The 24,988-nt window shown below is 64.7% G+C and carries 20 protein-coding genes; 15 read left to right on the forward strand and 5 right to left on the reverse strand.

Features of this window, described 5'->3' with window-relative positions:
- Nucleotides 1–37: 37 nt before the first annotated feature.
- Nucleotides 38–1,105, reverse strand: a complete 1,068-nt coding sequence (locus N2K98_RS11920; RefSeq protein ID WP_255797239.1) for a hemolysin family protein — start codon at nucleotides 1,103–1,105, stop codon at nucleotides 38–40.
- The gene (locus tag N2K98_RS11925; RefSeq protein WP_255865182.1) at nucleotides 1,102–2,490 is read right to left on the reverse strand and encodes a hemolysin family protein; all 1,389 of its coding nucleotides are present in this window, start codon (nucleotides 2,488–2,490) and stop codon (nucleotides 1,102–1,104) included. The genes N2K98_RS11920 and N2K98_RS11925 overlap by 4 nt, the downstream gene beginning before the upstream one ends.
- Nucleotides 2,491–2,960: 470 nt before the next feature.
- Here N2K98_RS11925 and N2K98_RS11930 point away from each other — a divergent pair, with 470 nt between their 5' ends.
- The 10 genes from N2K98_RS11930 to N2K98_RS11975 all read left to right on the forward strand — a co-directional run bounded on the left by N2K98_RS11930 (nucleotide 2,961) and on the right by N2K98_RS11975 (nucleotide 18,503).
- On the forward strand, nucleotides 2,961–6,767 hold the full coding sequence (locus N2K98_RS11930; RefSeq protein ID WP_255865181.1) for a multifunctional oxoglutarate decarboxylase/oxoglutarate dehydrogenase thiamine pyrophosphate-binding subunit/dihydrolipoyllysine-residue succinyltransferase subunit: 3,807 nt from the start codon (nucleotides 2,961–2,963) through the stop codon (nucleotides 6,765–6,767).
- Nucleotides 6,768–6,830: 63 nt separating this feature from the next.
- Nucleotides 6,831–7,430, forward strand: coding sequence for a GDSL-type esterase/lipase family protein (locus N2K98_RS11935; RefSeq protein ID WP_227918308.1), 600 nt, complete (start codon nucleotides 6,831–6,833; stop codon nucleotides 7,428–7,430).
- A gap of 250 nt (nucleotides 7,431–7,680) precedes the next feature.
- A complete protein-coding gene (locus N2K98_RS11940) occupies nucleotides 7,681–9,441 on the forward strand; it encodes an ABC transporter family substrate-binding protein (protein ID WP_255865180.1) in 1,761 nt (586 codons plus the stop codon).
- Nucleotides 9,442–9,549: 108 nt separating this feature from the next.
- Complete coding sequence (locus tag N2K98_RS11945; protein ID WP_255865179.1) at nucleotides 9,550–11,082, forward strand: ABC transporter permease; 1,533 nt, start codon at nucleotides 9,550–9,552, stop codon at nucleotides 11,080–11,082.
- 11 nt (nucleotides 11,083–11,093) lie between these two features.
- Nucleotides 11,094–12,137 carry an ABC transporter permease gene (locus N2K98_RS11950; RefSeq protein WP_255865178.1) on the forward strand — a complete coding sequence of 348 codons (1,044 nt, stop codon included), beginning with the start codon at nucleotides 11,094–11,096 and terminating at the stop codon, nucleotides 12,135–12,137.
- Complete coding sequence (locus N2K98_RS11955) at nucleotides 12,134–13,918, forward strand: ABC transporter ATP-binding protein (RefSeq protein ID WP_255865177.1); 1,785 nt, start codon at nucleotides 12,134–12,136, stop codon at nucleotides 13,916–13,918. Before N2K98_RS11950 ends, N2K98_RS11955 begins: the two co-directional genes overlap by 4 nt.
- Before the next feature lie 229 nt (nucleotides 13,919–14,147).
- The gene (locus N2K98_RS11960) at nucleotides 14,148–15,647 is read left to right on the forward strand and encodes a CoA-acylating methylmalonate-semialdehyde dehydrogenase (protein WP_255865255.1); all 1,500 of its coding nucleotides are present in this window, start codon (nucleotides 14,148–14,150) and stop codon (nucleotides 15,645–15,647) included.
- Nucleotides 15,647–16,729 (forward strand): enoyl-CoA hydratase/isomerase family protein, encoded by a 1,083-nt coding sequence (locus tag N2K98_RS11965; RefSeq protein ID WP_255865175.1) that lies wholly within the window; start codon nucleotides 15,647–15,649, stop codon nucleotides 16,727–16,729. The genes N2K98_RS11960 and N2K98_RS11965 overlap by 1 nt, the downstream gene beginning before the upstream one ends.
- Entirely contained in the window at nucleotides 16,722–17,669 is a 948-nt protein-coding gene (gene mmsB / locus N2K98_RS11970) for a 3-hydroxyisobutyrate dehydrogenase (RefSeq protein WP_255865174.1), read from the forward strand. The genes N2K98_RS11965 and mmsB overlap by 8 nt, the downstream gene beginning before the upstream one ends.
- A 54-nt stretch (nucleotides 17,670–17,723) precedes the next feature.
- A complete protein-coding gene (locus tag N2K98_RS11975) occupies nucleotides 17,724–18,503 on the forward strand; it encodes an enoyl-CoA hydratase (RefSeq protein ID WP_255865173.1) in 780 nt (259 codons plus the stop codon).
- Nucleotides 18,504–18,541: 38 nt separating this feature from the next.
- Here N2K98_RS11975 and N2K98_RS11980 read toward each other — a convergent pair whose 3' ends face one another.
- Complete coding sequence (locus tag N2K98_RS11980) at nucleotides 18,542–19,048, reverse strand: MarR family winged helix-turn-helix transcriptional regulator (RefSeq protein WP_255797229.1); 507 nt, start codon at nucleotides 19,046–19,048, stop codon at nucleotides 18,542–18,544.
- Nucleotides 19,049–19,360: 312 nt separating this feature from the next.
- On the opposite strand from N2K98_RS11980, the gene N2K98_RS11985 reads away from it, so the two are divergent.
- Both N2K98_RS11985 and N2K98_RS17285 read left to right on the forward strand, forming a co-directional pair.
- On the forward strand, nucleotides 19,361–20,494 hold the full coding sequence (locus tag N2K98_RS11985; RefSeq protein ID WP_255865254.1) for an acyl-CoA dehydrogenase family protein: 1,134 nt from the start codon (nucleotides 19,361–19,363) through the stop codon (nucleotides 20,492–20,494).
- An 81-nt stretch (nucleotides 20,495–20,575) separates the two neighbouring features.
- Nucleotides 20,576–20,650, forward strand: coding sequence for a 50S ribosomal protein bL37 (locus tag N2K98_RS17285; RefSeq protein ID WP_369299106.1), 75 nt, complete (start codon nucleotides 20,576–20,578; stop codon nucleotides 20,648–20,650).
- Nucleotides 20,651–20,752: 102 nt separating this feature from the next.
- On the opposite strand, the gene rsrA is transcribed toward N2K98_RS17285, so the two are convergent.
- Both rsrA and N2K98_RS11995 read right to left on the reverse strand, forming a co-directional pair.
- Nucleotides 20,753–21,013, reverse strand: a complete 261-nt coding sequence (rsrA, locus tag N2K98_RS11990; protein WP_227918317.1) for a mycothiol system anti-sigma-R factor — start codon at nucleotides 21,011–21,013, stop codon at nucleotides 20,753–20,755.
- The gene (locus N2K98_RS11995; RefSeq protein ID WP_227918318.1) at nucleotides 21,010–21,693 is read right to left on the reverse strand and encodes a sigma-70 family RNA polymerase sigma factor; all 684 of its coding nucleotides are present in this window, start codon (nucleotides 21,691–21,693) and stop codon (nucleotides 21,010–21,012) included. The genes rsrA and N2K98_RS11995 overlap by 4 nt, the downstream gene beginning before the upstream one ends.
- A gap of 311 nt (nucleotides 21,694–22,004) precedes the next feature.
- Between N2K98_RS11995 and N2K98_RS12000 the strand changes: the two genes are divergently transcribed.
- From N2K98_RS12000 to rsgA, 3 genes are read left to right on the forward strand one after another with little or no spacing between them, the layout of a single operon-like run.
- A complete protein-coding gene (locus N2K98_RS12000; protein WP_255797227.1) occupies nucleotides 22,005–22,553 on the forward strand; it encodes a DoxX family protein in 549 nt (182 codons plus the stop codon).
- A 5-nt stretch (nucleotides 22,554–22,558) separates the two neighbouring features.
- A complete protein-coding gene (gene aroA / locus N2K98_RS12005) occupies nucleotides 22,559–23,875 on the forward strand; it encodes a 3-phosphoshikimate 1-carboxyvinyltransferase (RefSeq protein ID WP_255865172.1) in 1,317 nt (438 codons plus the stop codon).
- A complete protein-coding gene (gene rsgA / locus N2K98_RS12010; RefSeq protein ID WP_229949599.1) occupies nucleotides 23,872–24,987 on the forward strand; it encodes a ribosome small subunit-dependent GTPase A in 1,116 nt (371 codons plus the stop codon). Before aroA ends, rsgA begins: the two co-directional genes overlap by 4 nt.
- Nucleotide 24,988: the final 1 nt, after the last annotated feature.

The raw sequence follows: 24,988 nt of genomic DNA on the forward strand, positions 1-24,988 counted from the left end.
CAGCATAACCTAAACGCGAATCATTCGCATCTAGGGGTTAGAGGCTTTCTCCGGTCCGGCGGATGCCCTGCGCCTGGGTGGCATCCCTGATCTCACCGACCAGCTGTTCAATGATGTCTTCCAGGAACAATACGCCGCGGGTGGTTCCGTCCGGACCCAGCACGCGGGCCAGGTGGGAGCCGGTCCGCTGCATCACTGCCAGGGCGTCCTCGATTTCGTCATCCAGGCGGAGGTTGGCAAGCGTGCGGACCTTGTTCTCCGTGATCGGCCGTTCATAGGCCTCCAGCGGGATGGACATAACGTCCTTCAGGTGCATGTACCCCGTGAGGTTCCCGGCGTCGTCCACCAGGACGAAACGGGAGAAGCCGGTGCGGCCCACTGCACGCTCGAATTCCGCCGGAGTGGAGTCCGTGCCCAGGCTCACCAGTTCCTCCAGCGGCACCATCACCGTCCCCGCGGTCTGTCCGGAGAACTCGAGGGCACCGGAGATCAGGCCGGAATCGTCGGCCACGGTCCCGTGCTTCGTGGATTCCTCCACGATGGACTGCATCTCCTCCAGTGTGAAGGCCGAGGCGACCTCGTCCTTGGGGGTAATCCCCATGAGGCGCAGTGCGTGGTTGGCCATCCAGTTGAGCGTGCCGATGATCGGGCGGACCAGGCGGGAAATGAAGACCAGCGGCGGCGCGAGCAGCAGCACTGCACGGTCCGCCACGGACACCGAGATGTTCTTCGGAACCATTTCGCCGATGGTTACGTGCAGGAAGGTCACCAGCAGCAACGCCACCAGGAACCCGGCTCCGTCAGCTATTTCGACTGGAAGACCCACGGCCTTCAGCGGCACCGAAAGCAGGTGGTGGATAGCCGGCTCGGCCACTGAGAGGATAAGCAGGGAGCAGACCGTAATACCCAGCTGCGCACACGCGAGCATCAGGGAAACGTGCTCCATGGCCCACAGGGTGGTCTTGGCCCGCTTCGATCCGGCTTCGGCATGGGGCTCGATCTGGCTGCGCCGCGCGGACATCACCGCAAATTCGCTGCCGACGAAAAACGCATTGCCGAGGAGCAGGACAACCAGCCAGAAGATTCCCGCCAGGTCGCCGCTCATCGGATGCCTTCCCTGCGTGCCTGGCGCTCTGTGCTTCGCCCGGCGTTGTCCTCGTCTTGGATGTGTTCGGCCTGGCCGGAACCGGCCCCTTCCTCGGCGGGGATGAAGCTGACGCGGTCAATGCGCCGCCCGTCCATCCGTTCCACCTCGAGCACGCCGCCGGGTACCTCTACGCGGTCCCCTGCCTCGGCAATGCGGCCGAGCTCGGCCATGATGTAGCCGCCCACGGTTTCGTAGCCTGCTTCGTCCGGCATCCGCAGCAGCGGAACCAGGGCGCTGACCTCGTCGGGGCGCATGATGCCCGGGAAGTACCAGGCACCGGACGCGCTTTGCAGCACGCCGGGCTTGGCCTTGTCATGCTCGTCGGAAACTTCGCCGACGATCTCTTCCACCAGGTCCTCCAGGGTGGCGACGCCGGCGGTTCCGCCGTATTCGTCCAGGACGACGGCGAGCTGCAGGTTGGCGTTGCGGAGTTCGGAAAGCAGTGAGTCCAGGTGCACCGTTTCCGGCACCCGGAGGATCTCGCTCATGATCGCGGCCGCCGGCAGGGTGGCCCGCCTGCTGCGCGGCACGGCCACGGCCTTCTTGACGTGGACAACACCGCGGATATCGTCCGGTGAATCGCCGAGGACCGGGAAACGGGAGTAGCCCGTGCGCCGCGCGGCCTCGATGACATCGGCCACGGGCTGCTCGGCATCGATCGTTTCGAGCCGGATGCGCGGAGTCATAACATCGGCAGCGGTTCGTCCGGCGAAGGAGAAAGTCCGGGACAGGAAGTCCGCAGTGCCCTTATCCAGGGTGCCCATCTCCGCGGAGCGCCGCGCCATGGAGGACAGTTCGGACGGCGTCCGCGCTCCACTGACCTCTTCCTTGGCCTCAAGGCCAAAGAGGTGGAGGAACTTGTTGGCGAAACCGTTCAACAGGAGCACCGCAGGTTTGAAGACCACGGTGAAGGCCAGCTGCGGCCGTGCCAGTGCCTTACCGATGCGGAACGGCATGGCGATGGACATGTTCTTGGGGATCAGCTCACCCAGCAGCATGGAAAGGAAGGTTGCCAGGATCATCGCCACGGTCACGGACACCGAGTCCACGGCAACGGGCGGCAGGCCAAGCGATGCCAACGGACCCTCCAGCAGGCGCCCGACGGAGGGTTCCATAACAAACCCCGTCAGCAGGGTGGTCATGGTGATGCCCAGCTGGCAGCTGGACAGCTGGGTGGAGAGGGTGGTCAGGCAGCGCAGCAGCGGTTCAGCTGCTTTGTCGCCCTCGTCCACTGCCCGGCGGACGGCAGGCTGGTCCAGTGCCACAAGGGCGAATTCCACGGCGACGAAGAATCCGGTGCCGAGAATCAGCAGGAGGCCAAAGAGGAGGTAAAGCCACTCCATGTCAGCACTCCCCCGCCGTCGGAACAGACGGCCTTAAGGAAGAGGTGTGAAACGCTGCACGAAAACGTTCAGACGGAGGGTGGTCGGCTGCAGCCGGACTGGAAGGCTCCGATGACGAGGCAGGCGGATGCTGGGCCGTGGGTGTGCGGGCATTGCCGGCTCGTGGCGCACCGACTGCGGAAACCGCGGTCCGTGACGCAGGCCGGCGCCTAGAGAAACTGTCCATAGAAAGCCCAGTTTACAGGTTTGGACCGGGGCCGCCACAGCCGCTTCTTCGGGCCGTTCCGGCCGGCCTGCAGCCACCGGCGCTTCATCAAGTGGTGCGGGATTGGCCACATGTTCGACTATGTCACTAGACTGGCATGAAGTCTCGGTCACTGCGCACCGGGCCGCACCAGTACTTGAGGCGGAAGCGTCAGAACATGGTGCCATCAGGGCAAACGGCAACTCATGGAAGAGGCGTATATCTAGTGCCAGACCAATCCAACCACCGCCTGCCGGAGGAATTCGGCGGCAACGAGTGGCTTGTCGATGAACTCTACGAGCAGTATTTGTCGAACAAGGACTCCGTTGACAAAAAGTGGTGGAGCATCTTCGAATCCTTCAAGGCTGAAGACTCCCAGTCCGGCAACGGCTCCAACGGAAACGCAGGTTCCCCGGACGGTTCCCGGCCCGCCACCCGCCAGCTTCCGGTGGTGAAAGCCGAAACCACGGCACCCAATGCACCGAAGGCATCAGGCGAATCGCCCGCTGCAACGCAGCAGTCGGGTAAGCCGCCGGTAGCCAAGGAACCGGCCAAGGCCGAGCCCGCGGCGAAGAGCGAGCCGAAGGCTGAGACCAAGGCTGCGCCGATTCCTGCGCAGCTGCCCAAGACCCAGCCCAGCGATGCCGCTGCCGAAGAGGACAAGGTCACCGTGCTGCGCGGTCCGGCCAAGGCGATTGCCACCAACATGGACCTCAGCCTGAGCGTCCCGACGGCAACCACCGTGCGCGCCATTCCGGCCAAGCTGCTGATTGACAATCGGATTGTCATCAACAGCCACCTGGAACGTGCACGCGGCGGAAAGATTTCCTTCACCCACCTGCTGGGTTACGCCATCATCCGTGCTGCTGCCCAGTTCCCCTCCATGAACGTGTTCTACGACGAGGTGGACGGCAAGCCCGTTGCCGTCCAGCCCGCACACGTTAACTTCGGCCTGGCCATCGACATGCCCAAGCCGGACGGAACCCGTCTGCTGGTGGTGCCGAACATCAAGAAGGCCGAAACACTGAACTTCTCGGAGTTCTGGCACGCCTACGAAGACCTGGTCAAGCGTGCCCGCAGCGGCAAGCTCGGCGCCGATGACTACCGCGGCACCACCATCTCCCTGACCAACCCGGGCGGCATCGGCACCGTGCATTCGGTGCCCCGCCTCTCCAAGGGCCAGGCCGCCATCATTGGTGCCGGTGCCCTTGAGTACCCGGCCGAGTTCCAGGGTGCCAACGAGAAGATCCTGGCCCGCAACGCGATCAGCAAGATCATCACCCTGACCTCCACCTATGACCACCGTGTCATCCAGGGTGCCGGCAGCGGCGAGTTCCTGCGCATCATCCACCAGTTGCTGCTGGGTGAGCAGAACTTCTACGACGAGATCTTCGAATCCCTGCGGATCCCGTACGAGCCCGTCCGTTGGAGCCCGGATATCCAGGTCAACCCGGACGAGCAGATCAACAAGGTTGCCCGCATCCAGCAGCTGATCCACGCCTACCGGGTCCGCGGCCATCTGATGGCGGACACGAACCCGCTGGAGTACGTACAGCGCCGGCATGCCGACCTGGACATCCTGAACCACGGCCTGACGCTGTGGGACCTGGACCGGGAGTGGCCCACGGGCGGCTTCGGCGGCAAGCCGATGCTGAAGCTCCGCAAGATCCTCGGTGTGCTCCGGGACGCTTACTGCCGCACTGCCGGGATCGAATACATGCACATCCAGGATCCCGAGGAGCGCCTCTGGTTCCAGGACCGCCTGGAAACCAAGTACACGAAGCCCACCCGCGAAGAGCAGCTGCGAATCCTCAGCAAGCTCAACGCTGCCGAGGCTTTCGAGACGTTCCTCCAGACGAAGTTCGTTGGACAGAAGCGCTTCTCCCTTGAGGGCGGCGAATCCCTGATTCCGCTGCTGGATGCCGTGATTTCCGGTGCCGCCGACGACGGCCTCGAGGAAGTCGGCATCGGCATGGCCCACCGCGGCCGCCTCAACGTCCTGACGAACATCGCGGGCAAGACCTACGCACAGGTCTTCCGCGAATTCGAAGGCACCCAGGACCCCCGCAGCGTGCAGGGCTCCGGCGACGTGAAGTACCACCTCGGCACCGAGGGAACCTTCACATCGGACAACGGGAAGCAGACCAAGGTCTACCTTGCAGCCAACCCGTCCCACCTCGAAGCCGGAGATTCCGTACTGGAGGGCATTGTCCGCGCCAAGCAGGACCGGCTGGACAAGGGCGACGAGTTCCCCGTGCTGCCGATCCTCGTGCACGGCGACGCCGCCTTCGCAGGCCAGGGCGTGGTGGCGGAAACGCTCAACCTCTCCCAGCTGCGCGGCTACCGCACCGGCGGCACCATCCACGTGGTGGTCAACAACCAGGTGGGCTTCACGACGTCGCCCACGTCCTCGCGTTCCTCGGTCTACTCCACAGATGTCGCGAAGATGGTCCAGGCACCGATCTTCCATGTCAACGGCGATGATCCCGAAGCAGTTGTACGGGTTGGCCAGCTCGCCTACGAGTACCGTCAGCGCTTCCACAAGGATGTCGTCATCGACATGGTCTGCTACCGCCGCCGCGGCCACAACGAAGGCGATGACCCTTCGATGACCCAGCCGATGATGTACAGCCTGATCGAGGCCAAGCGCTCCGTGCGCAAGCTGTACACCGAGTCCCTGATCGGACGAGGGGACATCAGCCAGGACGAGGCCGAGCAGGCCCTGCGCGACTACCAGGGCCGTCTCGAGCGCGTCTTCGCGGAGACGCATGCCGCCCAGACCTCGCCCATCCCGGTGATCACCAAGGATTCCGAAGCGGTTTCCGATCTGGAACGTCCTGCCGCCCAGCAGGAAGGCACCACGATCATCAAGCCGGCAAGCACTGCGGTCTCCGCAGAGGTCCTGGCGCACATCGGCAAGGCCCACGTGGCCGTACCCGAGGGCTTCACTGTCCATCCGAAGCTGAAGTCCCTGCTGGAAAAGCGCGACCAGATGTCCCGTGAGGGCAACATCGACTGGGGCTTTGCCGAAATCGCAGCCTTCGGTTCGCTGCTGATGGAAGGCGTCCCCGTACGCCTCGCCGGGCAGGACTCCCGCCGCGGAACCTTCACGCAGCGCCACGCCGTCTTCCACGACCGCGCCACCGGCGAAGAGTGGGTGCCGCTGGCTGAGCTGGACCCGAACCAGGCCAAGCTGTGGATCTACGACTCCCTGCTCTCCGAATTCGCCGCCATGGGATTCGAATACGGCTATTCGGTGGAGCGCCCTGATGCCCTTGTGCTCTGGGAAGCCCAGTTCGGTGACTTCGTCAACGGCGCCCAGACCATCATTGACGAGTTTATTTCTTCGGCCGAGCAGAAGTGGGGCCAGCGGTCCTCGCTGGTGCTGATGCTTCCGCACGGCTACGAGGGACAGGGACCGGACCACTCCTCCGCACGGATCGAGCGTTTCCTGCAGATGTGTGCCGAGGACAACATGATTGTTGCCAACCCGACCACGGGCGCCTCGCACTTCCACCTGCTGCGCCGGCAGGCATACAGCCGTCCGCGGAAGCCGCTTGTGGTCTTCACCCCCAAGCAGCTGCTGCGCCTGAAGGCGGCCGCAACGTCGGTGGAGGAGTTCACGCACGGCGAGTTCCAGCCGGTTATCGGCGAGCATGCCGAACTGGATGCGAACGCCGTCGACCGCGTACTGCTGGTGTCCGGCCGCCTGTACTACGACCTGCTGGCAAACCGCCAGAAGACCGGCGACGACAAGACGGCAATCGTCCGCGTTGAGCAGCTCTACCCGCTCCCCGTCGACGAGATCCGGGCCGCTGTGGGCAAGTACCCCAACGCGGACATCGTGTGGGCGCAGGACGAGCCGGCGAACCAGGGTCCGTGGCCCTTCATCGGCCTCAACCTGCCCCAGCACCTGGATAGCCGCCTGCGCCTGGTCTCACGCCCGGCGTCGGCCTCCACCGCTACCGGCTCTGCCAAGCGCCACGCAGTGGAGCAGGACATTCTTGTGAAGAAGGCCTTCGAACGTCAGTAGGCTAGGTTTGGGGTGGGGCGCTTCGGCGTCCCACCCTGTTTTTTTGATTCGAGAAGGTGACTAGTGGAACAACGCAGAATTCGGCTTGCTGCTGTAGGTGATGAGCTGCTGGCCGGACACGGGGATCCGCGCGCACTCGGCTGGCTGGGACGTGTCCTGGCCCGAACATCGCCCGAGAACGTCAACCTCCAGGCATACAGCCTGGCTGCACCCAACGAGGGCACCGAGGCGCTGGCCAACAGATGGCTCGCGGAAGCCGGGAGACGATTCGAAGACGGGTGCGAAAACCGCCTCGTGATCGGCTTGTCTGACCGGGACCTGGACCTTCAGCTGACGACGGCGCGAAGCCGCCTGAACCTGGCGAACATCCTCGACGGCGCCGCACAGATGAGCATCAAAGTCTTCGTGGTGGGCCCTCCCCCGGGCCTGGACCCGGAACGGAACCGGAAGCTCGCGGATCTCTCCGCGGCGTTCGGCGACGTGACCACGCGGCGGAAGCACGTGTACGTAGACACCCTCAACCCGCTGCTGAACCACGAGCAGTGGCGTACGGACCTTGCCGCCAACGGCGGAACGCCGGGCCAGGCAGGCTACGGCCTTATGGCGTGGCTGGTGCTTCACCGAGGCTGGTACCAGTGGCTCGACCTGCCCGACATGAACTGAAACCTCCGTCATAAACGGACGTCAAAAAAACCCTCCCGGCAACAGCCGGGAGGGTTTTTGCGTATTCCGGCGCGGTTTCGAGTACAAAAACCCCCGTGTCCGGGCATAACGATCGGTTAACAACATGTAACTTGTCTCACAGTGGAAACAATATGTGGTTAGTGTTGCTCCACATGCGGCGGTCATCACGGCCGCTTTGGGGGGCCATCATTGGTGGTTCCTGACTCCTCATCACCAGTTAGGACTACTTATGCGTACTAAGCGCACGGCAGCTCTTGCCGCACTCTCCGTGGGGGCCCTGTTCCTGGGCGCCTGCGGCTCCGCCGGGGGCGGAACCGAAAGCGAAGGCGGCTCGGAGGAAACAGCCGAGAACATCGCCTCCACCATCAATATCGCCATCAGCCAGGCGCCCGACGCCTACAACTCGAGCACCGCCAACACCAACAGCACGTACAACAGCTACGTCGACAACCTGGTGCACAGCAACTTTGTCGAGTACAGCCCTGACGGCGTCATCCACGATGAAGAGTTCGGCACCTTCGAAAAGACCAGCGACGATCCGCTGACGGTGCACTACAAGATCAATGAGGACGCCAAGTGGTCCGACGGCACCCCCATCGACTTCGATGACGTGCTGCTGAACTGGGCTGCCTTCTCCGGACAGGTCGGTCCCGCCGAGGGCGAGAACATCTTCCAGCCGTCCTCCACCAACGGTTTCTCGCAGACCAAGATGATCGAGGGCGAGGCCGGCGACAAAGAGTTCGACATGGTCTTCGAGACCCCGTACGCGGACTGGGAAGCGCTGATGATCGGCCCCATCATGCCCGCTCATGTCGCGGCGGAAAAGGGCAACCTCTCCCCCGACAACGACGGTGAAGAACTGATCAAGGCCATCCAGGACAAGGACGTCGCGGCGCTGACCCCGCTGGCGGATTTCTGGAACACCGGGTGGAACTACGAAGCCGATCTCACCACGCTTCCGGACGCCGAAATGATCCCGTCCTCCGGCCCGTACATGCTGGACAACGCCACCGACGGCACCCTGACCCTCAAGCGCAACGAGAACTACTGGGGCGAAGAGCGCAAGGGCAAGACCGAAACCATCGTCTTCAAGACCATCGCAGACACCGAAGCAGTCCAGGCCCTGGAGAACGGCGAGGTCGATATCATCGAACCCTCCGGCCCCACGGTTGACACGAAGACCGCCATCGAGAACATCGGCGAGACCGTCGAGATGCTCACCGGTCCCGAGCTGACCTTCAGCCACATCGACCTGGACCAGTCGGAAAACGGCGTATTCAAGGACCTGGCCGTACGCCAGGCATTCGCCAAGTGCGTACCGCGCGAGGACATTGTCGAGAAGTTCGCCAAGCCCATCGACGAGAACGCCACGGTGGACAACCTGCGCGAATACCAGCCCGGCCAGGAGGACTACGAAGAGGTCCTCGAAGGCGCACCGTCCGCCAGCGATTACGACGAAGTGGACATCGAGGGCGCCAAGAAGCTGCTCGCCGATGCCGGTAAGACCGAACCCGTATCGGTCCGCCTGATGTTCTCCTCCACGAGCCAGCTGCGCGCCGACATCGTCACCCTGATCAAGACGTCCTGCGACCAGGCCGGCTTCGACATTGTTCCCACCCCGGACCCCAAGTGGAGCGCCAAGCTCGCTGAGCCCGGAGCCTGGGACGCCATCCTGTTCGCCTGGGCCGGATCCGGTCTGGCCGCCAGCGCACAGTCGATCTACGTCTCCGACGGCGAGCAGAACTACGGCAAGTTCACCAACACCGAACTCGACAAGCTCTGGGACCAGATCGCCAGCTCCACTGACGAAGAAGAGGTCAAGGAACTGAAGACCAAGGCAGAGGAAATCCTCGCCGCCGAGGTCTACAACGTGGTCCTGTACGCCAACTCCGGTGTGGTTGCACACTCCTCCAAGCTGGAGAACGTGGAACTGAACCCGAGCCAGAACGGCATCACCTGGAATGCCTACAAGTGGACAAAGCAGGTCTAGCAGCACCACGCTAGCCGCAGCCTAAGCGGGGATGGGCAGACGCAAAGTCTGCCCATCCCCCTGCTTATGTCCGCGGCGTTCTTTAGTCCCACCCCAAGGAGCCCCACGGTGTTCTACTTCATTCTCAAAAGAGCGGTCAGTTCGTTCTTTATCCTCCTGGCCGCCACGGCACTGATGTTTGTCCTGGCCGTCAACTCCGGCGATCCCCTCCATGACCTCGCCGAGCTGCGCAACGATGACCGGGAATCCCGCATAGCCGCCCGCACCGAAGCCATGCACCTGGATCAGCCGATCCACATCCGCTATCTGCTCTGGCTGCAGGAAATCGGCCGCTGCATCATCCCCGGCGGCGCACAGTGCACGCTGGGCCTGGACCGCGTGGGCAACCCCGTCATCGAGCAGCTGCAATCCGCGGCCGGTTCAACCTTCCGCCTGGTGGTCGTAGCAACGGTGCTCGCGATCATCCTGGGCGTGCTCATCGGTGTTGTGACCGCCCTGCGGCAGTACAGCGTGTTCGACTACTCGATCACGTTCGTTGCCTTCCTCCTGTTCTCCATGCCGCTCTTCTGGCTTTCCACGCTCCTCAAGCAGTACCTCGCCATCGGCCTCAACACCTGGCTGGGGAATCCAACCATGTCCTACCTGGGCATAGTGCTGCTGGGATTGGTGGCCGGGTTGATCTGGATGGTAGTCATCGGCGGCGACCGCCGACGCCGGATCCAGGTCTTCGCGGTGGCAGCCGTGGCAACGTCGGTGACCATGCTCGCGCTGCTGATGTCCGGTTGGTTCAAGACGCCGGGCTTCGGTCCCGTCGGCATCCTGGTGAGCGCCTTCGCCATCGCCCTCGGAACCACTGCCCTGTTCGCCGGGTTCCGGCGCCGGCGGATTGTCAACGCAGCCCTTGCTACGGCCGCAGCCGGTTTTGTCGGCTATCTGGCCACGATGGGCATCATGAAAGACCCCGACTGGCTGACCATTGCCGGCCTGGCACTGGTAACGCTCGCCGTCTCGGCTGCCATCGGGCACTTCGTGGGCGGACCGTACGCCAAGCAGACCCGGCAGCTGACCGCCGTCGTCGGCCTGCTGATCGGTTCCGTCGTGTTCCTGGATTCGCTGCTGCACGCCTACCCGTCGCTCTCCCGCAAGACCGGCGGCCGGCCCATTCCCACCACCGGTTCCTCCACGCCCAACCTCGAGGGAACCTTCTGGGAAGTGAATCTCGATTACGCGCTGTACCTGGTACTGCCGACCATCGCGATCATGCTGATTTCGTTTGCCATGTACACCCGCTACACCCGGGCCAGCCAGCTGGACGTGATGACCCAGGACTACATCCGCACTGCACGCGCCAAGGGGCTCAGCGAACGGACAGTCGTGGTCAAGCACGCCTTCCGCAACGCAATGATCCCGATCACCACCCTGATGGCCTTCGACTTCGCCGGTGTGCTCGGCGGCGCCGTGGTCACGGAAGCGGTGTTCGGCTGGAACGGCATGGGCAAGATGTTCACCGACGGACTCTCCAATGTGGACCCCAATGTCATCATGGCGTTCTTCCTCGTCACGGGCGTGGCCGCGGTGGCCTTCAACATGCTGGCTGACATCGCGTACGCGTTCCTCGATCCGCGCATCAGCCTGAACTGATTGGTAGACCAATGACTGATAACAAAATTTCCGCGGACGGGCCAAAGGAAAGCAGCCCGGAGCTGACGGCCATGACGCTGGAAAGCCAGCGCACCGTCACGGCGGACTCCCCCGCAACCAGGGGCATCGTGGCTGAACCAAAAATCACGGAAGCCAAGAGCCAGTCCAAGCTGGTGCGCGAACGCTTCTTCCGGCACAAGGGCGCCATTGGCGGAATGATCGGCCTGCTCTTCATCGTGCTGCTGGCATTCTCGTCGATCGGCTTCAGCGTCGGCCCGCTGCACATCCCGGGCTGGTGGCAGCACACCTTCTACGAGGTGCAGGAAACCGCCGACGGTGGAAAGCCGACCCTGTCCTGGACCGGACTGGGCGACCATCCGTTCGGCCAGGACGCCCTGGGCCGGGACTACTTCGCAATGACCATGCGCGGGGCGCAGATCTCCCTGATCATTGCCTTCATCGTCGGCATTGTCGGCACCGTCATCGGAACCGTCGTCGGTGCCCTGGCCGGATATTACCGCGGCCGGGTCGAAGCCGTCCTGATGCGCTTCACCGATGTCATCATCACCATCCCCCTGCTGGTGGTCGCAGCCGTGCTGGCCACGATCGTCGCAGACTTCGGAATCGTGGTCTTCGCGGCCTTCCTGGGCATGCTTACCTGGACCAACCTCGCCCGGATTGTCCGCGGCGAGTTCCTTTCCCTCCGGGAAAAGGAGTTCGTGGAGGCGGCGAAGTCCGTGGGCGCCAGCTCGTCGCGGATCATCTTCAAACACATCCTGCCCAACACCGTGGGCGTCATCATCGTCTCGGCCACGCTGGCCATCTCCGGCGCCATCCTGCTGGAAACCGCGCTCGGCTTCCTGAACCTGGGCGTGCAGGAGCCGGACACCTCGCTGGGCAAGCTGATCAATGAAAACCGGTCGGCCATGACCGTGCGCCCCTGGGTCTTCCTCTGGCCCGGCGTGTTTATCGTGGCCATTGCCCTCACCGTCAACTTCATCGGCGACGGGCTCCGGGATGCGTTTGATCCCCGACAGACAAGGAACAAGCAATGACCTCCACACCGGTATACAGCGACACCCCGGCAACGGGAACCGGCTCCCCCATCCTTGAGGTCACCGGACTCGGCGTCGATTTCAACGTCGACAACGAATGGGTCATGGCCGCCGAAGACGTGAACTACAAGGTTTACCCCGGGGAGATCCTGGCAATCGTCGGCGAGTCCGGTTCCGGCAAGAGCATGTCCTCCATGGCGCTGCTCGGCCTGCTGCCCGGCAACGGGCGGTCCACCGGCAGCGCCAAGCTGCACGGCAAGGAACTCATCGGCGCCCCGCAGTCCGCGCTGCGGAAGATCCGCGGCAATGACATTGCCATGATCTTCCAGGAACCCATGACGGCCCTCAACCCTGTCCTCACGGTGGGTGAACAGGTGAAGGAGATCATCGAACAGCATTCCGACGCCTCCCCTGCCGATGCCAAGGCACGCGCCATCGAGCTGCTGCGCATGGTGGAGATTCCGGATCCGGAAACCCGCTACGACAACTATCCGCACCAGTTCTCCGGCGGGCAGCGTCAGCGCGCCATGATTGCCATTGCCATTGCCAATGACCCGATCCTGCTGATCGCCGATGAACCCACGACCGCCCTGGACGTCACGGTTCAGGCGGAAGTACTGGAACTTCTGCGCAAGCTCAACAAGCGCCTGAACAGCGCCATCCTGCTCATCACCCATGACATGGGCGTAGTGGCCGACCTTGCGGACAACGTGGTGGTAATGCAGAACGGGCGGATCGTGGAAGCCTCCGCCGTGGTGGATCTCTTCGCTGCACCGCAGCAGGACTACACCAAGGCCCTGCTCGACGCCGTGCCGCACCTCGGTTCCAAGGTGGGCGGTGTGCTGGCAGCAGTCGAGGTGGAGGATGACGGTTCCCTGCAGATCACCGATGCACCCCGGGCTGTTATGAAGGCCTCCGAGGAAGTGGCCGAACCGACGTCGTCGCAGACGCCCGCCTTGCAGCTGGAGAATGTGGCCATCGAGTATCCGGGACGGTTCCGTACCGCGGCCTTCCGTGCGGTATCCGATGTTTCCTTCACGATCATGCCCGGCGAAGTCATGGGTCTGGTGGGCGAATCCGGTTCGGGGAAGTCCACCATCGGACGCGCCGTCACCGGCCTGCTGCCGGTGGCCGAGGGAAGTGTGCGGATCAACGGAACAGACATCGCCGGGCTGTCACCGAAAAAGATGCGGCCCCTGCGGCGGAAGTTCGCCATCGTCTTCCAGGACCCGGCGGCATCGCTGAATCCGCGGATGTCCATCGGTGAGAGCATCGGCGAGCCGCTGTTCCTGCACGAGAAGCTGTCCAAGGCCGAGCTGGATAAGCGGGTGGAGAACCTGCTCGATGACGTCCAGCTGCCCAAGAGCTTCCGCAACCGGTATCCGCACGAACTCTCCGGCGGCCAGCGCCAGCGTGTGGGCATTGCCCGGGCGCTCTCGCTGCGGCCGTCCCTGCTCGTGGCGGACGAGCCGACGTCGGCGCTGGATGTGTCAGTGCAGGCACGGGTGCTGGCGCTGCTGCAGGACCTGCAGAAGGAGTACGGCTTTGCCTGCCTGTTCGTCAGCCACGACCTGGCGGTGGTCGAGATCCTGGCCAGCCATATCGCCGTGCTGAACAAGGGCAGGATGGTGGAGCAGGGTTCCACCGAACAGGTCCTGAAGTATCCGCAGGATCCGTACACGCGGCGCCTGCTGGCAGCGGCACCGGTGCCTGACCCGGCCGAGCAGGCCTACCGCCGCGAGCAGCGCTATGCGCTCCTCGCGGCCGGCAGCGAGGAATAGGTAAACACAGCAGAACGAAACCGCGGCGGCGGCGTCAGTGGCGGAAGACCAGCTTCCCCACGGCGCCGCCGTCGTCGTTGCCAGGGAGCAGCCGGCCCGGCGGTACGCGCCCCGGCCGTATGGAATTTAGTTGGAAGTCCGACTATGTTGGGGTGGGAAGACAGTGTTGCGGCTCACACCCGGCCAGGATGCAGCTTCGAAATTCCACGGTGCAAAGGAGCATTCCATGATGGTTCGCGAGCTATCGCATTACGTTGACGGACAGCATGTTGGAGGCACCTCCGGGCGCTTCAGCGATGTCTACGATCCCTGCACGGGCGAGGTCTCCGCCAGGGTGCCCCTGGCCAGCACCGAGGAAGTCCGCAACGTTGTTTCCAACGCGGAGAAGGGCCAGCTGGAATGGGCAGCCATGAACCCGCAGCGGCGCGGCCGGATCCTGCTTCGGTTCGTCGATCTGGTGAACCGGAACATGAATGAACTGGCCACCCTGTTGTCCTCGGAACACGGCAAGACCCTCCTCGACGCGAAGGGCGACATCCAGCGGGGCATCGAGGTGGTGGAATTCGCCGCCGGCGCCCCGCATCTGCTCAAGGGCGAGTTCTCCGACAACACAGGGGCCGGCGTCGACGTCCATTCGATGCGCCAGCCGCTCGGCGTCGTAGCCGGAATCACGCCGTTCAACTTTCCGGCCATGATTCCGCTGTGGAAGTCCGGTCCGGCACTTGCTGCAGGCAATTCCTTCATCCTCAAGCCCTCCGAGCGGGACCCTTCCGTTCCCCTGCGCCTCGCCGAGCTCTTTACGGAGGCAGGCCTTCCGGCCGGTGTCTTCAACGTCGTCAACGGCGACAAGGAAGCGGTCGATGCGTTGCTGGAGGATCCGCGGGTGCAGGCCATCGGCTTTGTCGGCTCCACGCCGATTGCGCAGTACATCTATGCCACTGCCGCTGCACACGGAAAGCGCGCCCAGTGTTTCGGCGGCGCGAAAAACCACATGGTGATCATGCCGGACGCCGATCTGGACATGGCAGCCGATGCCCTGATCGGTGCCGGCTTCGGCTCCGCCGGTGAACGCTGCATGGCGATCTCCGTGGCCGTACCTGTCGGCAAGGACACCGGCGACGCGCTCGTGGCGAAACTCGAGGAGCGGATCGCCGCACTCAAGGTCGGGCACAGCCTCGCCGAGGATTCGGATTTCGGCCCGGTGGTCGCGGCTTCCGCGAAGGAACGGATCGAGGGCTACATCCAGGCCGGCGTGGATGAGGGGGCAACCCTGCTGGCCGACGGGCGCGGCCTCGCGGTAGAGGGCTACGAGGGTGGCTTCTGGGTGGGGCCCACTCTCTTCGACAACGTCACCAAGGATATGACGATTTACAAGGAAGAGATTTTCGGGCCCGTGCTCAGCGTGCTGCGTGCAGAGGACTACGACGAAGCCCTGCGCCTGTGCAGCGAGCACGAGTTCGGCAACGGAGTGGCGATCTTCACCCGGGACGGTGACTCCGCCCGTGATTTCGCGAGCCGGGTCCAGGTCGGCATGGTGGGCATCAACGTCCCCATCCCGGTCCCTATCGCCTACTACACCTTCGGCGGCTGGAAGGCTTCCGGGTTCGGCGACCTCAACCAACACGGTGCGGATGCCTTCCGCTTCTATACCAAGACCAAGACGGTCACCACGCGCTGGCCGTCGGGAATCCGCACCGGCGCCAGCTTCGTTATGCCGGAAGGCAGCTGATGGCAGCCATGGGCTCCGGGAAGCCTGATACGGACGAGGTGCTGTTCGAATGCCGCGGCCGGCTGGGCGTCATAACGCTCAACCGCCCTCGGGCCGTCAATGCGCTTACGGCCGGCATGGCATCGGCCATGCTGGAGCAGCTCAGGCTCTGGGCCGGCGACGACACCGTGGAGGCTGTGCTGGTACGCGGCTCCGGCGAACGGGGATTGTGTGCGGGCGGCGACATCGTGGCCATCTACCGCGACATGCTCGACGGCGGCAACGCCACAGCCGCCTTCTGGGCGGAGGAATACACGCTCAACTCGCTTATTTCGAACTACCCCAAGCCGTACGTGGCCTTTATGGACGGTCTGGTGCTCGGCGGCGGAGTGGGAATCTCCGCCCACGGCTCCGTCCGGATCGTCACCGAGCGGACCCGGCTGGGCATGCCGGAAACCACCATCGGCTTCGTGCCCGACGTCGGCGGAACCCTGCTGCTCTCCCGCGCACCCGGGGAGGCCGGCACCCATGCAGCCCTCACCGGCGCCCACCTGAACGCCGCCGATGCGGTGTTCCTGGGGTTCGCGGACTCCTTCGTTCCGTCGGCAAAGCTTGCGGACCTCGCCAAGGCGCTTGAAAGCGAACCGGTGGACTCCGCCGTCGCACGCTTTGCAGAGGAGGCCCCGCCGTCCGGACTCGCAGGGCAGGCATGGATAGACGCGTGCTACGCCGGGACCGACGCCGAGGAAATCGTGCGCCGGCTGCGGGCTTTCGATGGGCAGGCCCAGGAGGAAGCAGCCAAGGCTGCCGAGGCAATAGCGGCCAAGTCCCCCACCGCGGTGAAAGTGACGCTGGAATCGCTGCGCCGGGTGAAGGGGCTGAGCCTGGAGAAAGCCCTGGAGCAGGAGTACCGGGTGGGCCTGCGGTTCGTCGCCGGACCCGATTTCCGGGAGGGCATCCGTGCCCAGGTGGTGGATAAGGACTTTGCCCCGGACTGGCAGCCCGCCACGCTGGCAGAGGTCAGCGACGAGGACGTCGAATCCTATTTCGCTCCGCTGGGGAACCGTGAACTGATACTTTCCAAGGAGCACAACAATGTCTGAACCATTCCCTTCAGAGCTGAGCCGTGGGGAGCAGGCCGCTCCGGTTGCCTTCCTCGGACTGGGCCACATGGGCGGCCCGATGGCCGTGAATCTCGTGAACGCCGGCTACGCCGTCACCGGCTTCGACGTAATGCCCGCCGCTCTTGAAACTGCTGAGGCAAACGGCATCGCCACAGCCGCCAGTGCCGCCGCTGCGGTGTCCGGCGCCGGTGTAGTGCTCACCATGCTGCCCAGCGGCAAACATCTGCTGGACGCCTATCGGGGCACCGGAGACCAGCCGGGGCTGCTCGCCGCTGCCGCACCCAACACCCTGTTCCTGGATTGCTCCACCATCAACGTGGAGGAGGCCCGGGAGGCAGCAGAACTCGCGGTTGCGGCCGGCCACCGGGCCGTAGACGCGCCGGTCTCCGGCGGCGTCGTAGGCGCCGAGGCAGGCACTTTGACCTTCATGGTGGGAGCGTTGCCGGAAGATTTCAAAGCAGTCAGCCCGATGCTCGAGGTGATGGGCCGGCGCGTAGTGCACTGCGGAGAGCACGGTGCAGGCCAGGCCGCCAAGATCTGCAACAACATGATCCTCGGAATCTCGATGATCGCGGTCAGCGAAGCCTTTGTCCTGGGCGAAAAGCTGGGCCTGACCCACCAGGCCCTTTTCGATGTTGCTTCGGCGGCCTCCGGCCAGTGCTGGGCGCTGACCACAAACTGCCCCGTGCCGGGCCCGGTGCCCACCAGCCCCGCCAACCGCGACTATCAGCCCGGGTTCGCGGGAGCCCTGATGGCCAAGGACCTGAAGCTGGCCCTCAACGCCCTCGAAAGCACGGGGGTCGCCGCGCAGTTAGGACCGCTCGCTTCGGCAATCTACGATGACTTTGCCGCGGAAGGCGGCGCGGGCCGGGATTTCTCCGGCATCATCACCGATATCCGGGATAAGTCAGCGCGCTAGGTTTTGCGCACCGGACAATCCCGAACACTTGAAACAGCACCTGAGGGGCCAGACATGACGGAGCAGTACACGAACATTCTCGTAGAGCAGCGCGGCCGGGTGGGGCTCGTGACGCTCAACCGGCCCGAGGCGCTGAACGCGCTGAACAAGACCACCATGGACGAACTCGTGCGCGCCGTGTCCGCAATGGACGCCGATCCCGCGATCGGAGCTGTTGTGCTGACCGGATCCGGCAAGGCCTTCGCCGCCGGGGCGGACATCAAGGAAATGCAGTCCAAGGGCTACATGGACATGTACGCCGCGGACTGGTTCCGCGGCTGGGAAGATTTGACCCGCCTGCGTATCCCGGTGATAGCTGCAGTGTCCGGCTTCGCCCTGGGCGGCGGCTGCGAGCTCGCGATGATGTGCGACTTCATCATTGCCGGCGACAATGCCAAATTCGGCCAGCCGGAAATCAATCTCGGAGTGCTCCCCGGCATGGGCGGCTCCCAGCGGCTCACCCGCGCCGTGGGGAAGTCCAAAGCGATGGACATGATCCTGACCGGGCGCTTCATGGGTGCCGAGGAAGCCGAACGCGCCGGCCTCGTTTCGCGCGTGGTCCCGGCCGCGGACGTGGTCGAGGAGGCCATGGAGGCCGCCGCGGTCATCGCCTCCAAATCCAAACCGGTGGCGATGGTTGCCAAGGAAGCCGTCAACGCAGCGTTTGAGACGGGCCTGGCCCAGGGAGTCCTCTTCGAACGGCGCGTCTTCCACTCGCTGTTTGCCACCGAGGACCAGAAGGAAGGCATGGCGGCCTTCGTCGAGAAGCGCAAGCCGGACTTCACCCACCGCTGAGGCGGTGCGTCCGGCCGCGCCGTTCAGTCGCTGAAGTCTCAGTCGCTGAAGTCGCCGGCGTTCCTGCGGAAGCTGCCGAGGATCCGGATCAGCTGGTCCACATCCTGCTCTTCGAATCCGGATTGCGCGAATACCCCCGAGTTCAGGGCCTGGGTTGCCTCCTTGGCCAGCGTCCGCCCTTGGGGAGTGAGCTCAATCAAGGTGGTGCGCCCGTCTGTGGGATGCGGTGAGCGGATCACCAGTTCCGCGTCCTGCAGACGGTCGACGGCGTTCGTCACCGAGGTGGGGTGCACCTGGAGAAGCGCGCTGGCCTTGTTCATAGGCAGCGCCCCGCTGCGGGCAAAACTCAGGAGGGCGAGGAGTTCGTAGCGGGCAAACGTCAGCCCGAACGGCTTCAAAACCGCCTCAATCCGGGCCAGCAGGATCTGTTGGGTCCGCATGATGGCTGTGATGGCAGCCATGGGTGCGGCGACGTCGGACCAGCCGTGCCGTTCCCAGTTTCCTCTGGCGTCCGCAATGGGATCACGCGGCAGCGGCATTGCCACGGCACCTCCGGCTTCCCGTTCTGGATTTCATAGGCCCCAGCCTAGCTTTTCAGTGCCGGAAAGTCGGTTCCGGTGGCTTGCGGGCCCGCCGCCGTTATCCCGGTTCCGGAACCCCGGCCGACGACCGGCACAATGGTGATCTCCGTCACTCTGCAATATACTAGGACGTCCAAGGGTTAGGAAGAGCCGGACCATCCATGCCGGATCGCTACGAAGGGATGCTCGCCCGTGCAGCCACAAAGCCGTGCCACCGGACAGAACCTCACAGAGACGGACGACGCCTTCGTCCCGCCTTTCCCGGACGTTGACCTCATGTACATCGTTGACCTGCTTCCTCCGGAGGAACAGTCCCGCTACCGGGAGGTCCGCAGCTTCCTCCAGTCCCGGATCCGGGCGGCTTCGATCGACTACTGGAACAGGGAGGAATTCCCCTTCGAACTGGTCGGGGAGCTGGGCAAGTACGGCCTCGGCGGTCTGCAGACAGACGGAAGCTCCAAGCTGTTCAAGGGACTTATGTACACGGAGGTGGCGCGCGCCGATGTGTCCCTCTCCGCACTGGTGGGGATCCACAACGAGCTGATCGTCGGCATGGTGGACCAGCTCGGCTCCGAGGAGCAGAAGGCACGCTGGCTGCCGGGCCTCACCGCCCTCACGCAGATCGGTGCCTTTGCCCTGACCGAACCTGACCACGGATCGGACATAGCCGGCGGGCTGTCCACTACGGCGCGCCGCGACGGGGACGAGTGGGTGATCAACGGCGCCAAGCGCTGGATCGGGGCCGGCACCATCGCCGACTTTGCCCTGGTCTGGGCGAGGGACGTCGCCGACCAGCAGATAAAGTGTTTCCTCGTCGAAACGGACCGCCCCGGCTACATGGCCGCAAAGATCGCAAACAAGATCGGGCTTCGGATCATGCAGAACGCGGATATCGCGCTCGACGACGTCCGCATCCCGGCAGCCAACCTCCTGCCGGGTGCCACCGACTTTTCCAAAGCCAACGAGCTGCTGCGCGATTCGCGTGCCTGGGTGGGCTGGCAGGCCGCCGGCATACAGCTGGCCGCGTTCGACGTCGCACGTTCCTACGCCTTGAACCGGAAGCAGTTCGGCAAGGAGCTCGCCCGGTTCCAGCTGATCCAGCAGCAGCTGGCCGAAATCCTGGGCAACGCCTCCGTCTCGCTCGCACTGATGGCACAGCTTGCCGGGATCCAGCAGGACGGCAAGCTCGAAATGGTCCAGGCGGCGATGGCCAAGTCCACCACCACCCGGCTGGCCCGGGCATCGGTGGCCATGGGGCGGTCCCTGCTGGGCGGTAACGGCATCAGCACGGACTATGAGATGGGCAAGCTCTTCGGAGATGCCGAAATCCTCTACACCTACGAGGGCAGCTACGAGATCAATTCACTGATCGTCGCGCGGGCAGTGACCGGGAAGTCGGCATTCGTCTAGGCAGCCGGGCACGCGTTAGGCGTGCGCATGAGGCATGTGGGACACTGGAGGGCAGAACTTTTCGAATCAAAGGAGGCAGCTATGAGCAAGCGTGCACGCAAGCGTCGTGACCGTAAGCGCGGCGGCGCTAACCACGGTAAGCGTCCCAACACCTAAGCAAAGCTTTGGTAGCCGCGTGGCCGGACGGCCAGGCAAAAAGAACCCCCGGAACCTTTTGGTACCGGGGGTTCTTTGTGTCTGCGACGGTGCGCTACGGAATCAGTGGTCCGCAGTCTGGATCTGGCTGATGCGGGTGAGGATGCTGGCCTTCAGCGTCTCGGGCGCTGCCTCTGTGCAGGACCGCTTCACCACCGAACGGATGACGCACTCAAGGTCATGTTCCTGGGCGCATTCGGGACATCCGTCGAGGTGTTCCTTGATTTCCACAAGGTCCTCGTGGGACAGGGCGCCGTCCAGGTATTCGTACAGCCGTTCAATACGGGCGTCGTCGCAATCGCCCAGGCTCTGGCAATCGCTCATAGCTCATTCCCCTGTTTCTTGGTTGATGCGCCGGCGGCTTCGGCTGCGGGCACTTTGCCCTTGATACCGCGCTCGTGTGCATACTCCGCCAGGAGCTCGCGGAGCATCTTGCGTCCACGGTGCAGCCGGGACATCACGGTGCCGATCGGCGTATTCATGATTTCTGAAATTTCCTTGTACGCGAAGCCCTCCACATCGGAGAAGTACACGGCAAGCCGGAACTCCTCCGGGATGGACTGCAGGGCATCCTTGACATCGGAATCCGGCAGGTGGTCCAAAGCAACCGCTTCAGCGGACCGGAGCCCGGTTGAGCTGTGTTCGGCTGCACGGGCCAGCTGCCAGTCCTCAACGCCGTCGGAGTTGGCCTGCAGGGGTTCCCGCTGCCGCTTCCGATAGAGGTTGATGTACGTGTTGGTCAGGATGCGGTACAGCCAGGCCTTGAGGTTGGTCCCCGGCCGGTACTGGTGGAAAGCGGAGAAAGCCTTGGTGTAGGCCTCCTGAACGAGGTCCTCCGCGTCCGAGGGATTGCGAGCCATGCGCATGGCCGCTGAATAGAGCTGGTCCACATACTGCATGGCGTCCTGCTCAAAACGAAGCTTGCGTGCCTCGTCCGATTCGGTGGCAACGTCGAGTTCGAAGTTTTCCACGTGGGGGCTGCCTTCCGGCGCATCAGTTCTCATCACCTCCCAGTCTACGGTGCGGGCGGAAACCCGTACGCGTAGCTTCGGCCCGCGGGTAGTCCGCGCTGTGGTCAGCGTGGCGGCTGGCACGATGCTTTCTCCTGACTGTCGGCAAAGCACATCCTGATACTCGTGCCAACGACGACGCCGGGCCCGCTATTCCCGCACCCTTCCCGGCGGACGGCGGGAAGGGTGCGATGAGGGACCGCGGGACGAAACGTGTGCCGCAGGCCGCAAAATGCCAGACTAAGGTGGAAGCAGCACCAAATGTTGTTTTTTTCGCGTAAGTGATGGATTTCCCAGGAGGCACTATGTCGATAGTCCGTTTGATTGCACGTCCTTTGCTCGCAACCGGCTTCGTGGCCGTAGGCGTGGAGCGCCTTCGCAACGCTGACCAGACCGCCGAACAGCTCACCCCCACGCTGAAGATGATCGGCAGCACCGTTCCTGCCGCCGCAGCATTCACGTCCAACCCGGCGCTCGTAGCCAAGGTTGTCGGCTACACGCAGGTTGGCGCTGCCTCGATGCTCGGCACGGGCAAGTTTGCCCGTCTGGCGTCCCTCCTGCTCGCCGGAACGGCCGCGCTGAACTCCGTGGTGGAATACCGCAACGCCGAGGCTTCCACCGCGGCCGAGCGCAAGGAACGCCGCAACCAGCTGCTCAAGAACCTCTCCCTGATCGGCGGCGTCCTGCTCGCTGCCGTCGACACCAACGGCCGTCCGGGACTTGCCTGGCGCGCCGGGCACCTTGCCTCCGGCACGAGCCGCAAGACCCGCGCCGTCTCCAAGTCGGTTTCGAAGAGCACGCGCAAGCAGCTCAAGGCAGTGTCCAACGCCGCTTCGGACATCGTCGGTTCCTAGCAGCAATGAGTGCTCCGAATGCCGGGGTGCCGGCTACCTGGCCGGCACCCTTCGTCACTTCGCCCGTAGACGCAACAGTCGCGGTACCGGGTTCGAAGTCGCTGACCAACCGATACCTGGTCCTCGCCGCCCTTGCAGACGGCAGGTCCCGGCTGCGGGCACCCCTGCATTCGCGGGATTCGGAGCTTATGGTCTCCGCCCTGCGCTCCCTCGGAGCAACAATCACGGAAATCCCCGGCGACGGCCCCTTCGGACCGGACCTGCTGATAGATCCGGTCCCGGCAGCCGCCCGCGGGACCCGGCAGATTGACTGCGGCCTGGCCGGGACGGTCATGCGCTTTGTCCCGCCGCTGGCAGGACTCGTCCCCGGGACCACGGGATTCGACGGCGACCCGCATGCCCGCAGCCGGCCCATGTCCGCCATCATTGACGCCCTGCGCTCCCTCGGGGTGCAGGTGGACGACGACGGCGCCGGCTCCCTGCCCTTCAGCGTCACCGGCTCCGGGCGCATCGCCGGCGGCCGCCTGGAGATCGACGCCGCCGCCTCCTCACAGTTTGTTTCGGCCCTGCTGCTGGCAGCACCACGTTTCGACAAGGGCCTGCACCTTGTCCACCGCGGCAGCACGCTGCCGAGCCCGGAGCACATTGCCATGACGGTCTCCGTCCTGCGCGGCGTCGGAGTGGACGTTGATGATTCCGTTCCCAGGGAATGGCGGGTGGCACCCGGCCCCATTGCCGCCTTCGACACCGTGATTGAACCGGACCTGTCCAATGCCGGCCCCTTCCTCGCCGCGGCGCTGGTGGCCGGCGGGACCGTACGCGTGGCCGGCTGGCCCGCCTCGACCACCCAGGTGGGCGATAAGTGGCGGAGCATCCTCCCGGCCCTGGGCGCGTCCGTGGACCTGGCCGGCGGCACCCTCACCGTCACCGGCACCGGCCGCATCCGCGGCGCCGATCTGGCAGACACCAGCGAGCTGGCCCCCACGGTGGCCGCTCTCTGTGCCCTCGGAAGTTCGCCGTCCCGCCTTACCGGGATAGCGCACCTCCGCGGCCACGAGACGGACCGGCTGGCCGCCCTCGTCGCTGAGATTAACCGGCTCGGCGGCGACGCGGAAGAAACCACAGACGGTTTGATCATCCGGCCGGCGACGCTGCACGGAGGCACCTGGGAAACCTACGCCGACCACCGGATGGCCACCGCCGGCGCCCTGATCGGCCTGGCCGTGCCCGGCGTCGTCGTGCGCGACATCTCCACAACAGCCAAGACGCTGCCGCAGTTCCCCGAACTCTGGCAGCAGCTCACCCGATCGGCGGAAGCATGACACGCAGTACCAGCGGCTGGGACGAGTCCGATGTCCGCGTCCGGCCCAATAAAAAAGGCTCGCGGCCCCGTACCAAGGACCGCCCCGCCCACGACGACGCCGTCATCGGGCGGATCATCACCGTGGACCGCGGCCGGTACACCGCCGTGGTGGATGAAGACACCGCCAACGAGCGCACCGTCATTGCCGCCCGTGCCAGGGAGCTGAGGCGCACCCCTGTAGTGGCCGGGGACCTGGTGGCGCTGGTCGGCGACGTAAGCGGCGCCCCGGACACCCTGGCCCGGCTGGTCCGTGTCGAAGAACGCCGAACCCTGCTGCGGCGCAGCGCCGACGACACGGACCCGGTGGAACGCGTGGTGGTGGCCAACGCCGACCAGCTGGTGATTGTGGTGGCTGCCGCCAACCCCGAGCCCCGCACCGGCTTCATCGACCGTGCCCTCGTTGCCGCGTACGACGCCGGGATCTCCCCCGTCCTGTGCATCACCAAGGCGGACATCAAGGACCCGGCCGATCTGCTGGCCAATTACGAACACCTCGACATGGACGTCATCATCAGCCGCACCGCGGCAGCTGACGCCTCGGGCATCGATGCCCGCTCCGACGACGGCCTTTCCGCGCGCCTTCAGGGCACCGCCGTCGAGGCCCTCCACGAGGTGCTGAAGAACAACGTCAGCGTCCTGGTGGGACCCTCCGGCGTCGGCAAATCCACCCTGGTCAATGCCCTGACGGGTTCGGCCCGGGCCACCGGCGGAGTGAACGCCGTCACCGGGCGCGGCAGGCATACGTCCTCCTCCGCCCTGGCCCTGCGGCTGAGCGATTCCCCCGCCGGAAGCTGGATCATCGACACCCCGGGCATCCGATCCTTCGGCCTGGCCCATGTGGACCCGGACCGGATCCTGCAGGCCTTCCCCGACCTTGAGCCCGGCACCGCCGACTGTGAGCGCGGCTGCCGGCACGATTCGCTCGCCGTCGGCTGCGGGCTGGACCCGTGGGTGGAAGGCGGCCATGCCGGGCCCGCAGGCCCCGCGCGCCTGGCGTCGCTGCGGCGGTTGCTGGGCACCGGAACCCGCACGGAGAATAAGTCCTCCGCGAAGGAGCTCGGCGAGCAATAGC

The sequence above is a fragment of the Arthrobacter jinronghuae genome (genome assembly GCF_025244825.1).
Taxonomy (GTDB): domain Bacteria; phylum Actinomycetota; class Actinomycetes; order Actinomycetales; family Micrococcaceae; genus Arthrobacter_B; species Arthrobacter_B jinronghuae.